A 15,124-nucleotide genomic window follows, 5' to 3' on the forward strand; every position below is an offset into this window, starting at 1 on the left:
CCTTCAAAAATCAATTTATAGTGTAGCATTTATAGATTAAAACTATCTTAAATTTCAATTAATAGCCGAATCAAGTTTCACCGAAATCATCTTAGAAACCCCAGCATCAGCCATTGTAACGCCATACATTGAACCTGCTGCCGCCATAGTTCCACGACGGTGTGTTACAACAATAAATTGATTACTATTATCAAAGTGATTCATGTAATCACCAAAACGTTTAACATTGGCTTCATCAAGTGCCGCTTCAACCTCATCAAGAACCACGAAAGGTACTGTTCGTACTCTTAAGATTGCAAAAATTAAAGCTAAAGCTGTCAGCGCTTTTTCTCCACCACTCATCAAATTTAAACTTGATAATTTTTTACCTGGCGGTTGTACTTTAATTTCAACCCCAGCTTCTAAAAGGTTGTCGCTTGTTAATTCTAAATCAGCAAGCCCACCAACAAACATTTGAGCAAAGGTCGTTTTGAAACTTTCACGAATCGCATCAAAACTTGTTTTAAACCGAATTTTAACTTCATCATTCATGTCATCGATTGTACTCAATAAAAGATTTTTAGCTTCTAATAAATCATCTTTTTGACTTGAAAGGAAAGTAAAACGTTCATTGACTTCATCAAATTGAGCAATGGCATCCAAGTTAATTGGTCCTAATGCCTTGATTTGACGTTCTAGATTTTTGAGTTTTTGCTCAGCCTCCGCTAAATCATCCACTATTTTTGCAGTGGCTTGCGCCTCTTCAAAACTGATTTGATGTTCACTATTCAACGTTTCTTGAAGTGTCATCAATTGTCCTTCAATTTGTTCCAATTGCATTTCATAACGCGTTTTTTTCGTGTTAAGTTCTTGTGTTTGCTGGATAAAATCTTGATTGTGATGTTCTAAATCTTCCATTTGAGCTGCTAAATCTTCACGTTCAAATTTTAAACTAACCATTCGGACATTAATTTGACTCAAGCGTTCTTCTACTTCTGTCAGTTGTTTTGAGAAATTATTTCTTTCTGTTTCATCAAATTGGACAGGGTTTAAAAGTGCTGTCAGTTGATTTTTTTCTTCTGTCAAGGCTGACAAGTCTGTCAGTAAACGTTTTTCATCTGCTTTGGTGAATTTCAATTCACTGGCCACTTCTGATTGACGAAGTTGAGCCTGATTTAAAGCACTTGTTTTCTCTGATTGCAAGGCTTTATGCGCTTGACTATTCGTTTTAACTTCTTCAAGTTGCTTTTCAATTTCAGCTTTTCGCTCTGTAATTTTTGCAAGAACTTCTACTTTATGTTCATTTTCTTTAGTTAATTCAAGCAAATTACCTGTTGCTTCTTGATTTGTTGACAGATTAGTTAATTGTTCTAGCGCAACTTTTTGTTCTGTTAATTGTTCAATTTTCAAATTCAAAGATTGTTCAACAAAACGTTTTTCTTCCCCTTGAGTTTTCAAAAGTTCAAGTTCTTTTAGCAATTCTTGACGAGCACTTTGGGCTTTTTGAACTTCTTTTTCTGAAATTTTTAACTGCTCTTCTGATAACTTAATTTGTTTTTCTAAATTACTTATTTCAACAGAAGTAAAAGTTGTTGAATTACGTTTCCCAGCTCCCCCTGCATAAGAACCCCCAGGGTTAATCTGTGTTCCGTCAAGCGTAACAATCCGAACATTATAATTCATTGCTCGAGCGATAGCAGTTGCATTTTCTCCAGAATCAACAATCACCGTTGTTCCTAAAAGTGAGCTCATCGCCTTATGCAAACGACTTTCAAAGCTTACAAGATTGATTGCTAAATCAACAAATCCTGTCATATTTTGAATACGATTTAAACCATTAAAGTCTCGTCCTTTAATCGTTGTCAACGGTAGAAAAGTCGCCCGTCCTAATCTTTTTTCACGTAGAAAAGCAATTGCTCTTTTAGCAGCATTTTCGTCTTCTGTGACTACATTTTGGCTCCCGCCACCTAGAGCAATATCAATGGCTGTTGTATATTTAGGGTCGAAGGTCAATAAATCAGAAACAACCCCAATCACGCCACCAATTTGCGAAGCATTTTGCATCACGGCACGGACACCAGCAAATAAATTACTATGACTCTCACGGATATTTTGCAAGGAAGTCAAACAGGCCTTATGTTGGTTAAGTTCTTGCAGATAATCATACATTTTATTTTGGGCTAAACGTTCTAATTCTGCCTGTTTTTTCTCTGCTTGACTTCCTTCTTCAAATTTCGCTAAAAGGGTCTCGATTTCTTTTTTAACAGTATTTAAATTTTCCTGTGCTTCAGATAAATCTTGACTGATTTTTTCAAATTTAGTCAAATTTTCTCTGACAGACTCATCCTGTTCAGATTGCCTACGGCTCAAATCTGTAATTTCAGCTTTATTTCTAACGATTTCATTTGAGATTTGGGCTTCTTCTTCAACTAATTGAACAAATTCATCACGTAACCGTTCCATGACCACTTCTGGTGATTCAGATAAGGTCGCTAAATCTGCTGACAGCTCTGTCAGTAATTTATCTAAGTCATTTTTTTCTGTCAGTAAAAGTTCTGATTTTTTTTGAACTTCTGCCAAATTTTGTTGAGTGATTTCTAAACGACTTTTTAAGTTTTCTAAACGTTCTTCGCGTTCCGCAGCTGATTTTTCTGATGAATCTTTTTGAACATCAAATAATTCAATTTTTCTTGTTAAATCTGATTTTAGATTAGAAAAATTAAGTTGGTCAGCTTGCAATTTTTCTTGCTCGGCTTCTACTTTTTGGCGTTCTGTACGTAATTGACTGACTTGCTCATCGTAAACTTTTTTACGAGTTGATAAACTCGCTAATTCCTGTGCCACTTGCGCCAAATCAAGTTCTGTTTGATCATATTTGGCTTTTTTAGATTCCAACTGACCAACCAGTACAGAAAGTGACAAGTCTGAACGTTCTGCTTCTAGTTCTTGAAAACGGAGTGCAGTATCTCTTTGCGATTGTAAGGGCACGAGCTGACTATTTAATTCAAAAATGATATCTTCTAAACGGTCAAGATTATCTTGGGTTGAATTTAATTTTGATTCAGTTTCATTTCGTCGATTTTTGTATTTTAAAACACCTGCCGCTTCTTCAAAAATGGCACGTCTTTCTTCCGGTTTAGAATTAAAAACAGATTCAATTCGTCCTTGGGAAATAATCGATAAAGAGTCACGACCAAGCCCAGTATCTGTAAATAAATCATGAATATCACGCAAACGACATTTACGACCATTCATCAAAAATTCGGAATCGCCATTTCGATATAAACGTCGGGTAATAACAACTTCTTCATTCTCATCTTGTCCTTGCAAGTAATGATCAGAGTTGTCAAAATGAGCAATAACCTCAGCATAATTAAGAGCACGTCTTTTTTCAGTTCCAGCAAAAATAACATCGGGCATTTTCCCACCACGAAGTGCTTTAGCCGATTGCTCGCCCAAAACCCAGCGCAATGCTTCAACAATATTTGATTTCCCAGAACCATTTGGACCGACAACTGCGGTTATCCCTTTATCAAATTCAACTTTAGTCTTATCGGCAAAAGATTTGAAGCCGACAATTTCCATTTTTTTAAGATACATGGTTTTGCCCTTTTATTGCATTTTCTGCTGCTTTTTGTTCTGCAACTTTTTTAGATTTTCCAAGCCCTCGTCCGAGTTCTTTACCATTGTTAAAAACCGCGGCCACAAAGGAACGGTCATGAGCTGGCCCTTCTTCTTTCAGAATCTTGTAGCTAATCGTTGTTTCTCCACCAATTTGTAACACTTCTTGAAGTTCTGTTTTATAGTCAATCACTTTAACATAGTCATCATTTTTAACGTGAGGAATGACTACATGTTGGATAAATTTACGAACTTCATCCATTCCTTGGTCAATAAAAAGCGCACCTAAAAAAGCCTCAAAAAGGTTCTCTAGTGTTGTTTCGCGGTCACGACCGCCCATTTTTTCTTCACCATGACCTAATCGCAAGAACTCACCAAAACCGCATGAGCGTGAAAAATTAGCAAGTGATTCTGTCCGAACAATGCTTGAGCGCATTTTGGAAAGTTCTCCCTCTAATTTCTCAGGATAAGTCCGATAAAGATAATCAGAAATAACCAAAGATAGGGCAACGTCTCCCAAAAATTCCAAACGTTCATTGTTTGCAATCTTTGGGAGCCGTTCTTCATTTGTAAATGAAGAGTGTGTAAAAGCTGTTTTTAATAAATCTTCATCATTGAAGACTAATCCGTAATCATTTTTTAATTTTTTTTGAAGCTTGAGCATAAAAATCTCCTTCACTTAAAACTTCTCTTAATTTTTAGTTTTATCCCTTATTATACCAAAAAAAACCTTTTTTGTATGCCTTTCCCTGTGGAACGGGACTTTTGCGCCATAAAAAAGAGAAAAAACATTAAATCTGGGCTATTCCCCCTTAATTAACGCTTTTTCTCTTTTTTTATATTTTAGGAATAAATAAATCCCCTAAAGTAGCCGCCATGACTGCTTTTATGGTATGCATTCGATTTTCAGCTTGTTCAAAAACGACCGAATTCTTTGAATTAAAAATTTCGTCAGTAACCTCTAATTCATTAAGGTTATAATTTTCCTTAATTTCTTTCATCACTTCCGTGTTTAAATCATGAAAGCTGGGTAAACAATGCATAAAAATAAAGTTTTTATTAATAATTTTTTCAACAACTTTTTGATTAATTTGATAGGATTTCAATAATTTAATTCGCTTGGCTGTTTGAGCTTCCTCACCCATACTGACCCAAACATCAGTATAAACAATATCAGCATTTTCAAGGCCATTTAAATCTGTTCGGATACTTATTTTACTGCGACTTTTCATGGCATATTTACGTGCCAGTTTTTGTATTTCTAAAGCGGGTTGCAAGGACTCGGGCGAAATAATTGTGATATTTACGCCTAAAATTGCTCCAGTCACTAATAGAGAATTTGCCACATTATTTCGTCCATCACCAACATAAGCGAGGGTTAAATCTTGCAAATGGCCAAAATGCTCCTTGATTGTCATAAAATCTGCCAGCATCTGTGTCGGATGCCAATCATCAGTCAATCCATTCCAAACGGGTCTACCTGAATCTTTGGCGAGAATTTCCACATCACTTTGCTTAAACCCACGAAACTCAATGCCATCAAACATTGAACCCAAAACTTTCGCCGTATCTGAAATAGATTCTTTTTTGCCCAACTGAATATCATTTGGCCCTAAAAATTCAGGATGCGCTCCCAAATCTACAGCAGCTGTTGTAAAAGCTGCTCTTGTTCTTGTGGAGGTTTTTTCAAAAATAAGGGCAATATTTTTATCTAATAAATATTTATGTTGAATATGTTCTTTTTTTAACTTTTTAAGATGAATTGCAAAATCAATCAGATATAACAATTCATCTTTACTAAAATCTATTTCTTTTAAAAAACTTCTTCCTTGAAACATTCTCTCTCCTCTTATTTGCTTAAATTATCAATGATTTATCATTGTCCCTTGCCCTTTGTCAGTAAATAATTCCAATAACAAGGCGTGAGGAACACGACCGTCTAATAAAACAGCCTGACCCAATCCTTCAAACATGGCATATTTAATGGCTTCAATCTTTGGAATCATTCCGTCAGTAATTTTTTTCTCTTTGACTAACTTTTCTAGATTGGTCAGATTGATTTCATCAATAAATGACTCCTCGTCAGGAAAATTGCCATATAAGCCACGAACATCGCTTAATAAAATAAATTGTTCAGCACTCAATGCACCGGCAATTCGACTGGCTGCGGTATCAGCATTAACATTATAAATTTCACCATCAAGACCAATGCCGGCCGAAGCAATGACGGGAACAGCATCCGTTTGATTGATACGCTCAATAATTTCCGGATGAATCGCTGTAATTTCTCCAACATAGCCTAAATCTTCAGAAATAGGTTTGGCTTCTATCAATTTACCATCAATTCCTGAAACGCCAATCGCATTGCCACCTAAACGAATGATATCTTGAACCAAACTTTTATTTACTTTTCCAGCTAAAGCTGTCAGTGCTAATTGAGCTGTTTTCTTATCTGTCACGCGCAAACCTTGAACAAATTGGCTTTTTTGCTCATATTTTTCAAGTAATTCTCCAATCGCAGGTCCACCGCCATGAACCAAAACTACTTTAATTCCCACCGTTTTAAGTAATAAAATATCTTTTAGAATACTTTCTTTCACTTTTTCATCAATCATCGCATTCCCACCATATTTAATGACAACCGTTTGGTCACGATATTTCAGAAAATATTTGAGACTTTCGGTCAAAGTCTGAGCTGTGTTTTGTGAATCTCTCATAAAATTTTCTCCAATAGCTCTGCTCCTTTTTGCAGTTCTTCTTTCGTCATGACAAGCGGTGGGAGTAAGCGAATGACATCATGACCAGCTGACAAGGCTAAGAGACCATTTTCACGCAGTAAAGCAAGAACTTCTGGAACTTTTTTCTCGTCAGTTAATTGAATTCCAATCATCAATCCCAAACCTCTGATGGACTTAACCGTCGCTTTTACTGACAGATTTTCTGTCAGTAATTTTAAGAAAAAAATGCCTTTGACAGTCACTTTTTCTAAAAACTCACTGTCAATTTCTTTTAAAACTTCATTAGCCGAAGCCATGGCTAAAGGATTCCCACCAAATGTTGAGCCATGCTTTCCTGCTGAAAAATAACTGGCATATTTATTCTTAGCGAGCATCGCACCTGTAGGAATCCCATTCGCCAATGCTTTTGCCAAAGTAAAAATATCCGGCTCAAAATCAAAATGTTCAAAAGCAAATAATTTTCCAGTTCGACCAATTCCAGTTTGAACTTCATCAATAATCAGTAAAATTCCTTTTTGCTGACAAGTTTTTAGAGCTTCAACAAAATCTGGAGAAATTGGTAAAACGCCACCCTCACCCTGAATAATTTCAAAAATAATCGCGCCAATTTTTTCTTTTTCAAGGATTTGCTCAAGTGCTACCACATCATTAAAAGGACTAGCCACAAAATTTGGTAATAAAGGCGAAAATCCTGCTTGGATTTTTTCTTGCATGGTTGCACTCATAGCGCCAAAAGTACGACCATGAAAGCCATCTGTAAACGCCAAAATTTTCTGATCTTTTTTGATGAGATGAGTTAATTTTAAAGCTGCTTCATTAGCTTCAGTCCCAGAATTACAAAAAAAAGCTTTATAAGAATGATTTTGACTTAACTTTTCAGCCACATCTTCTTGCAAAGGATTTTGATAAAGATTTGAAAGATGAGACAGGCTGTCTAATTGAGCTTTCACCGCCACTTTTCCCTTTTCAAAACTATATCCTAAATTCATGACCCCAATCCCACTTGTGAAATCTAAATACTTATTTCCCCTGTCATCAAATAAATATTGATTTTCTCCTTTGATTAAGCTAAACGGTAGGCGACCATAATTTTCAAATAAATTTGTCATTTTTTCTCCTTCTTAACTTGTATATAAAGCATTAATTTCGACATATTTATAAGTCAAATCACAGCCCCAAGCCTGACCCAAGCCACTTCCAGCATTCAAGGCAGCAATAATTTCAATTTTATCTTCTTTTAATTTCTCAGAAAGAAAAGCTGCATCAAAGTCAACTGGTGTTGAATGATAAAGCACAAGTTCATCTTGGAGTTTTAATTCAATATCAGAAACTTCAAAATCAGCCACCTGACCAATTGACGAAATAATCCGCCCCCAGTTAGGGTCTGCGCCAAAAATTGCCGTTTTAACTAAACTTGAACCCACAATTTTTTTGGCAATAAATCGCGCTGCTAAATCATTTGGAGCTCCTTTGACGGTCACTTCAATCAGTTTAGTTGCACCTTCACCATCAGCGGCGATTTGTTTGGCTAAGGACTGACAAACCTTTGCCAGCATTTCTTTAAACAAAAGATAGTCTGAACTTCCTTCTAAAATTTCATTATTTTTAGCTTGGCCATTTGCCATCAACAAAACAGTATCGTTCGTTGAAGTATCTCCATCCACTGTAATCTGATTAAATGTCGTTTCAATAATTTCTGATAATGTTTTTTGTAGTAAAGCTTGAGCAATTTTTGCATCCGTCGTAATAAAAGCAAGCATGGTTGCCATATTTGGATGAATCATCCCCGATCCCTTACAAACCCCGGCCATATTCACGATTTGACCCCCAATTTCAGCTTCAAAGTTAATTGTTTTAGTTTGGGTATCTGTTGTTAAAATGGCTTTGGCAAAATATGCTGCTGTCCCTTCATTTTTGGATAACTTTGAAATCCCTGTGGCAATTTTTTCCATCGGAAGCTGTACTCCAATGACCCCTGTTGAGCAAACCGCCACTTCCTCAGCTTTGAGTTCAAATTTTTCAGCAAGCAATTTTTGTGTTTTCAAAGCATTTGCATAACCCTGCTCGCCTGTTACTGCATTGGCAACCGCCGAATTACAAATAATGGCCCGTGCTTGTCCTTTTTTGACAATTTGACGGTCAATCAATACTGGCGCTGCACAAACCTTATTGGTTGTAAAAACGCCAGCAATCGCAGCTGGAACTTGACTTAGTATTAACCCTAAATCTAAGTTTTTATATTTTAATTGTGCATGAACAGCATCTGCCAAAAATCCCTTTGGACTTGCAATTGTCCCTTTTATTTCTTTCATTTCTTCCTCTTCTAAAGACTTGGCATAAATTTCAAGCCTAAACTTTCATCGTAGCCAAATAACTGATTAAAATTTTGTACTGCTTGTCCGGCAGCCCCTTTCATAAGATTGTCAATCACCGAAACAACTGACAAAACATTTGTCACTGGATTATAAGCTAATCCAATATCGCAAAAATTGGTCCCAATCACATCTGAGAGTTGGGGCATTTGTCGTCGAATTCTGACAAAGTTTTTTGTCGCATAGACCTGTTCATAAGCATTTTTTATCGTTTCAAAATCAAAATCAGCTGCAACTTTTGCATAGCTACTAACAAAAATCCCTCGACTCACAGGAATTAAAGAAGTTGAAAATTGCAAGGCTTGAAAATTTGAATTCCAAATCTTCAATTGTTGAGCAATTTCTGGAATATGTTGATGACTATTGATTTTATACATGGACATATTATCGACAACATTCACAAAATGACTCGCGTCAGACAGACCTTTTCCGGCTCCCGAAAGTCCTGACTTGGCATCCACAATGATTGAGTCTAAATCAATCATCTCATTTTTAACTAACGGATAAAGTGCAAGTAGTGTGGCTGTTGCATAGCAACCTGGATTCGCTATATAGTTAGCTTTTGCTTGACCAATGTCTGCCAGATTATATTGAGCGCTTAATAAATATTCATTTTTTAAATTTGTATTTTTATACCATTTATTGTATATTTCTAAATCAGCTAATCGAAAATCTCCTGATAAATCAATGACAGGAAAATTATTATCAATAAAAGTTAAAGCTAATTTTTGACTAACACCCGCTGAGGTTGCAAAGAAAACCGCATCACATTCTGCCATAATTTCTTCTTCATTAAATTCACTGATAGTCAAGTCAGTCAAGCCTTCAAGTTGCGGAAAGCACTCTGATAATTTTTCTCCATAATGACTTGTTGCATATATTTTTGTTACTTCTACTTCTGGATGATAATAGAAAATTCGGAACAGTTCTAAGCCGCTATAACCTCTAATTCCGACAATTGCTACTTTTTTCATATTTACACACTTTCTATGTATTTTTATACACTATACTACTCTATTTTTTATTTGTCAAGAATTTTACGTATTATTATACTTTTTTAAACAAAAAAAGAGAAAGAATTAATTTCTTTCTCTTTGATAATTCATTAATTTTTAGTTTTCATAAATTCCGATATGCTCATGTTGATGGCTTCCATCCTCAATCATATTAAGCACAGCCTCGGCGTAATCAGCATATGAAATTCGACTTTTACCCGCTTTATTATGTTCTAAAACATCGTCGGTAATTGTATAATTATTTGTTTGTGCTCCTTCTGGGTCAAAGAATTCTGCAGGAGAGAAGAAGGTCACATTAAGTTTTGAAGCTTCATAAATCAAGCTTGCTTTTGCCATCTCTAAAAGAGTTGGATAGTAAGGTAAATCTGTTGGTGTCACATCAAGCAAGCGTTTTTCGTGACTTTCATCAAGATAGAGAGAGCTTGCTCCCCCAACAACAATTAAACGACTATCTATATTTTCAAGAAGTTTTATCATCACATGGGCTACTTTTGAATAATCTTCCTCATGACCTGCCGGTGCCCGATGCGCTAAAACGATTGCATCGAATCCTGCTAAGTCTTCAGAAGTTAATTCAAAAATATCTTTTTCAAGAATAGTAGTCACTTCAACTTTTAATCGTGCTTTATTTCTAACAATGGCAGTCACTTCATGACCGCGCCCAAATGCTTTTTGAGCGATTAAACTTCCTGCCTTACCAGAAGCAGCAATTACAGCGATTTTTTTCATAAAAAGCTCTCCAATCTCTTATTTATTTTAATTATAACAAATTAAGTAATTCTGACTTCTAAAAATGGTTCAAAAAAAAACAGCCTGAGCTGCTTTTCATTTATTTAACGACTCAAATCAACTCTTTTACCTAATTTATCCATGACAAATGCCCCGATAAATAAGCTGGCAAATTCACCTAGAGCTAATGTCCCCCAGGTCAGCAAAAATGGTGTTCCTGCGACAAATTTTAATTCAAGAGCAATGGTGAACATACTTATCGAAAAGAAAATTGCAAAAAAGAAAAATGCTTTATTTAACTGACCATTCCAAAAATAATCTTTTTTAAAGCGGTCAAACAAAAGGACACCAAGACTTAAGAATACTAAAGTTGACAAACCACCGACAATCACATCTACCCAAGTGAAAGATAAAAAGTTTGAAGTCATACAACCAATTGTCACCGCAATAATATATTTTTTATTGAAGAAGGCTGTAAAATTCAACATTTCTGACACTCGAAATTGAATAGGTCCGTAAGAAATTGCGCTCAAACCTGGTGTCATCGTTAGAATAACATACAGGGCCGCAACAATTGCGATTGTAACAATATCATAAGTTTTTGATTTTTTCAAAAGGTTCTCCTTTGGCGACAAAATTCGCCTATAATATGCTTGAGCAAAGGGATGAAGGCTCAAGGGTTAACTCACTATTGAGCAACGTTTTTATTTTAGCAGATTTTTTGCGAAATGAAAAGGATTGACAAATATTTGCTTTCATCTAATTATTATTTGGGCATTATTTTTACTAACGAAGGAATCATTCTTTGTACTCGATAGAAATTCTAACAGGAGCATCGGAATATCCTGCCAACAAAAAAGCAAAAAAATTACTGACAGAAATTTTTTCACAGAAAACAAGCAATTGAACAACTTATCAGTAAAAATCAACAAGTCTGTCAGTACTTTTGTAGTTAATACAGACTTTCCCACAATAAATAAAAGACTTACCAACATGCTGATAAGTCTTTCAATATCTTTTATTTGATTGTCCAGCCACCATCAATCGGGACAATTGCTCCTGACATATAAGAGGCTTGTGGACTTGCTAAAAAGAGGGTCAAATCAGCCACTTCGCGAGGACTAGCCCATCGTTTAGCTGGTGTCTCATCAGCTACCCATTGAGCCATCTGACCATTATTTTCAGTGAAATCAGCCGCATTCATCGGTGTATTGATGGCACCTGGAGCGATGGCTGCTACTTGAATCCCGTGTTGCGCTTCATCCAAAGCTAACTGTTTTGTCAACCCAACAATGGCATGTTTACTGGCCGTATAAGCGACGCCACCACCACCGGCAACCAAGCCAGCAACCGAAGCCATATTGATAATTACGCCTGATTTTTGAGCTTTCATTTTTGGCAAGAATGCTGAAATCATCAAATACATCGAATTGAGATTCGTTGATAAAATTCGTTGCCATTCTGCAAAGTCAGTTTCTTCCAAAGTTTTATAAGCATCCAAAACGCCCGCTGTATTGAGTAAAACATCAATACTTCCCACTTCGTCAGCCAATTTTTCAACTGATTGAGCATCGGAAACATCAAGAATTTTTACTGACAGATTTTTTGAATTAATGACAGATTCGTCAGTAAATTCTTGTAAGTCCACAGCAACAACCTCTGCGCCTTCGGCTAAAAATACTTTTGTTTGAGCCAAGCCAATACCACTGGCAGCACCTGTAATTAGCACTTTTTTCCCAGAAAATTTCATTTTGTAGCCTATCTATCTATTCAACCAAGGCCCAATCATCAGCCAAAACGTCGCAAGGCGTTGGGGCCCACATTGAAAAACCTTCACCCTCTCCCGAGACATTAATCAAGAAATAAGGGGTAACTTCCAACTTCTCACCAGATTCTAAAACAATCGAATCATAGAGTTTAACATAATTTTCGGCACCAGACCAGCCTTGTGTTCTGACTATTTTTTTCCCAGCTTTAAGTAAAGCTAATGCTTCTTCAAAAATCATTTTTTCCTCCATATTGTTTAAAACATACTGAATTTATTATAACAAAGTTCGAGAGGTTTTTGATAAATGAAAACCAGTTTTAATTATCCGATAGATTCAACTGATAATAGTCCTCAAAAAATTATACTCTATTTGTTCCCCTTAAAATTTTGTGCTATAATAAGTTCAACAAATTGCAACACGCAAAAAAACGGTCTGCGCTAACAGACCGCGTGTTCAAACTTGGTTATGGTGGGACTAATCGCTAATTGCGATTAGTTTTTTTAATTTCAAGCCAGAGCCTGACTAGATTAATTACGAAGTTCAAAACTTCAATAATCATCCCAAGTACCGCTAGCATGAAATCCTCTCCATAACCAAGGAAATACCTTGTCTTCATAGGCACCTCCTCCATCTAGAATTTGTCAGGGCGCATGAAATCAAGTGAACACTAAGAGATTTCTCTCCTGATATACTATACGTAAAAAAACGTGAAAGATAACAAATCTTTCACATTTTTTATTGTCTAATTAATTTTACCCAATCAATGAACCAGCAGGAACATCATCATCAACGGTCAAGACACGCAATTTTCCATCAAATTCGGCTGACAAAATCATTCCTTGTGAAACGTATTTTTTCATCATTTTACGTGGTTTCAAATTGGCTACGATTTGTAATTTTTTACCTACTAATTCTTGTTCATTTGGATAAAATTGTGCAATTCCTGACAAGATTTGACGTGGTTCAGAATCACCAGCATCCAATTTAAATCTCAACAATTTATCAGAACCTTCAACAGATTCCACTTCAAGAACTTCGGCAACTTTTAGTTCAATTTTTTCAAAATCATCAAATTTAATTTGTGGTAAAGTTAAATTCAATTCAACTTCTTCAGGGACCCACTCTTTTTCTGGCAATACGCCGCCAGCCATTTGTAATTGGATATAAGCAACCTCTTCTTCCACATCAAGACGTGGGAAAATAGGTTGACCTTTTGCTACTACAGGATGAGTAAATGAATAGCCAAAAGAAAGATTTTCAAGTGAAAATGATCTTTCATCCATTCCCAATTGCTCAAAGATTTTACCTGATGTTGCACGCATAAATGGTTGTAATAGTGCACCTGCAATCCGTAAATTTTCTGCCAAATGATACAAAACATTATTCAATTTTGCTTTGTCATCTTCTGATTTTGCAAGGACCCAAGGTGCTGTTTCATCAATATATTTATTTGTTCTTGAAATCAATGTCCAAACATCAGCCAAAGCTACGTTGAATTCAAATTTATCCATTGCTTTATGGAAATGACTGATTGTTTCTTCAACCACTTCTTCCAAACTTGCATCAAATTCAGTCGAAACTCCAGTTGCTTCGATTTTTCCGTCATTATATTTGTTAATCATTGACACGGTACGATTCAACAAATTCCCCAAATCATTGGCCAAATCAAAATTAATACGTCCAACAAAGTCTTCTGGAGTGAAAATTCCATCTTGTCCAAAAGAAATCGCACGCATCAAATAATAACGAACCGCATCAAGGCCATAACGTTCAATCAACATCTCAGGATAAACAACATTCCCTTTTGATTTAGACATTTTTCCGTCTTTCATCAAGAGCCATCCATGTCCGAAAATCTTTTTAGGAGCAGGTAAACCTAGAGCATGAAGCATAATTGGCCAGTAAATCGTATGGAAACGAACAATTTCTTTACCAACCATATTAATTCCAGGCCAGTATTTTTTAAAATTACTGTCATTGTCAGAATTATAGCCGAGCGCTGTAATATAGTTCAATAAAGCATCAAACCACACGTAGACCACATGCTTAGGATTAGAAGGGACAGGAATTCCCCAAGTAAAACTTGTCCGTGTCAAAGCCAAATCTTCTAGACCTGGCTTGATGAAATTATTGACCATTTCATTTTTACGAACCTCAGGTTGAATAAAATCTGGATGTTCATCATAATATTGTAAAAGCCAGTCAGCATATTTTCCCATGCGGAAGAAATAAGTTTCTTCTTCAACCCATTCCACTTCATGACCAGAAGGTGCAATGCCACCAGTAATATTTCCAGATTCATCTCGGAAAATTTCTTCAAGTTGTGTTTCAGTGAAAAACTCTTCATCAGAAACAGAATACCAACCCGCATATTTTCCCAAATAAATATCATCTTGTTCCAATAACTGTTCAAAAGCCTTCGCTACGGCTTCTTCATGATAAGTGTCTGTAGTACGGATAAATTTATCATAAGAAATATCCAATTTTTTCCATAATTCTTGAACATCAGCCGCCATTGGGTCCAAGTATTCTTTAGGAGTCATTCCCAATTCTTCGGCTTTTCGTTGAATTTTCATTCCGTGTTCATCAAGCCCTGTTAAATAAAAAGTATCAAAGCCCATCAAACGTTTGTAACGAGCAAGCACGTCGCAAGCAATAGTTGTGTAAGAACTACCAAGATGCAACTTACCTGATGGATAATAAATTGGGGTTGTAATGTAAAAAGTTTTGTTTTCTGTCATATTTTCCTCTTTCCGAGCAAATGAGGCTCGATATTTGAGAAGATTCTCATCTAAATATTATACCAAAAAACCTCTAAAATCGCATTGTCTGATTAAGTTTGTTATAATTATCATAGAAAAGTTAAGAATTCCTTTAAGTCACAGCTCTTTGGAAATTCT

13 protein-coding genes and 1 riboswitch are annotated in these 15,124 nt (G+C 35.9%); all 13 genes read right to left on the reverse strand.

Translation table 11 applies throughout. From position 1 onward, the window contains the following. Positions 1-54: 54 nt before the first annotated feature. The 13 genes from smc to metG all read right to left on the reverse strand — a co-directional run bounded on the left by smc (position 55) and on the right by metG (position 14,965). The gene (gene smc / locus HFD15_RS07315; protein ID WP_167593350.1) at positions 55-3,579 is read right to left on the reverse strand and encodes a chromosome segregation protein SMC; all 3,525 of its coding nucleotides are present in this window, start codon (positions 3,577-3,579) and stop codon (positions 55-57) included. Next, on the reverse strand, positions 3,569-4,264 hold the full coding sequence (gene rnc / locus HFD15_RS07320) for a ribonuclease III (RefSeq protein WP_010905569.1): 696 nt from the start codon (positions 4,262-4,264) through the stop codon (positions 3,569-3,571). The genes smc and rnc overlap by 11 nt, the downstream gene beginning before the upstream one ends. Positions 4,265-4,436: 172 nt before the next feature. After that, a complete protein-coding gene (gene argF / locus HFD15_RS07325) occupies positions 4,437-5,438 on the reverse strand; it encodes an ornithine carbamoyltransferase (RefSeq protein WP_058208773.1) in 1,002 nt (333 codons plus the stop codon). A gap of 27 nt (positions 5,439-5,465) precedes the next feature. Then, the gene (argB, locus tag HFD15_RS07330) at positions 5,466-6,317 is read right to left on the reverse strand and encodes an acetylglutamate kinase (protein ID WP_011835542.1); all 852 of its coding nucleotides are present in this window, start codon (positions 6,315-6,317) and stop codon (positions 5,466-5,468) included. Then, positions 6,314-7,447 carry an acetylornithine transaminase gene (locus HFD15_RS07335; protein WP_017864331.1) on the reverse strand — a complete coding sequence of 378 codons (1,134 nt, stop codon included), beginning with the start codon at positions 7,445-7,447 and terminating at the stop codon, positions 6,314-6,316. The genes argB and HFD15_RS07335 overlap by 4 nt, the downstream gene beginning before the upstream one ends. A gap of 12 nt (positions 7,448-7,459) precedes the next feature. Beyond that, positions 7,460-8,650, reverse strand: coding sequence for a bifunctional glutamate N-acetyltransferase/amino-acid acetyltransferase ArgJ (argJ, locus tag HFD15_RS07340; RefSeq protein ID WP_058208772.1), 1,191 nt, complete (start codon positions 8,648-8,650; stop codon positions 7,460-7,462). An 11-nt stretch (positions 8,651-8,661) separates the two neighbouring features. Next, positions 8,662-9,684 (reverse strand): N-acetyl-gamma-glutamyl-phosphate reductase, encoded by a 1,023-nt coding sequence (gene argC / locus HFD15_RS07345; RefSeq protein WP_167593351.1) that lies wholly within the window; start codon positions 9,682-9,684, stop codon positions 8,662-8,664. 138 nt (positions 9,685-9,822) lie between these two features. Then, positions 9,823-10,455 carry an NAD(P)-dependent oxidoreductase gene (locus tag HFD15_RS07350; RefSeq protein WP_167593352.1) on the reverse strand — a complete coding sequence of 211 codons (633 nt, stop codon included), beginning with the start codon at positions 10,453-10,455 and terminating at the stop codon, positions 9,823-9,825. A gap of 104 nt (positions 10,456-10,559) precedes the next feature. Next, positions 10,560-11,069 carry a QueT transporter family protein gene (locus HFD15_RS07355; protein ID WP_167593353.1) on the reverse strand — a complete coding sequence of 170 codons (510 nt, stop codon included), beginning with the start codon at positions 11,067-11,069 and terminating at the stop codon, positions 10,560-10,562. Then, a riboswitch (PreQ1 riboswitch) is annotated at positions 11,067-11,172 on the reverse strand. It overlaps the preceding gene by 3 nt. A gap of 301 nt (positions 11,173-11,473) precedes the next feature. Further along, positions 11,474-12,205, reverse strand: a complete 732-nt coding sequence (locus HFD15_RS07360) for a 3-oxoacyl-ACP reductase (protein ID WP_023188849.1) — start codon at positions 12,203-12,205, stop codon at positions 11,474-11,476. 16 nt (positions 12,206-12,221) lie between these two features. Then, positions 12,222-12,461: a DUF2829 domain-containing protein gene (locus HFD15_RS07365; protein ID WP_058208770.1), complete on the reverse strand. Its 240-nt coding sequence runs from the start codon at positions 12,459-12,461 to the stop codon at positions 12,222-12,224. Between the two features lie 244 nt (positions 12,462-12,705). Continuing rightward, positions 12,706-12,840 carry a hypothetical protein gene (locus HFD15_RS14520; RefSeq protein WP_255457164.1) on the reverse strand — a complete coding sequence of 45 codons (135 nt, stop codon included), beginning with the start codon at positions 12,838-12,840 and terminating at the stop codon, positions 12,706-12,708. Between the two features lie 136 nt (positions 12,841-12,976). Beyond that, positions 12,977-14,965: a methionine--tRNA ligase gene (gene metG / locus HFD15_RS07370; protein ID WP_058208769.1), complete on the reverse strand. Its 1,989-nt coding sequence runs from the start codon at positions 14,963-14,965 to the stop codon at positions 12,977-12,979. Positions 14,966-15,124 lie beyond the last annotated feature (159 nt).

It is taken from the genome of Lactococcus sp. EKM203L (genome assembly GCF_011800585.1).
GTDB classification, from domain to species: domain Bacteria; phylum Bacillota; class Bacilli; order Lactobacillales; family Streptococcaceae; genus Lactococcus; species Lactococcus lactis.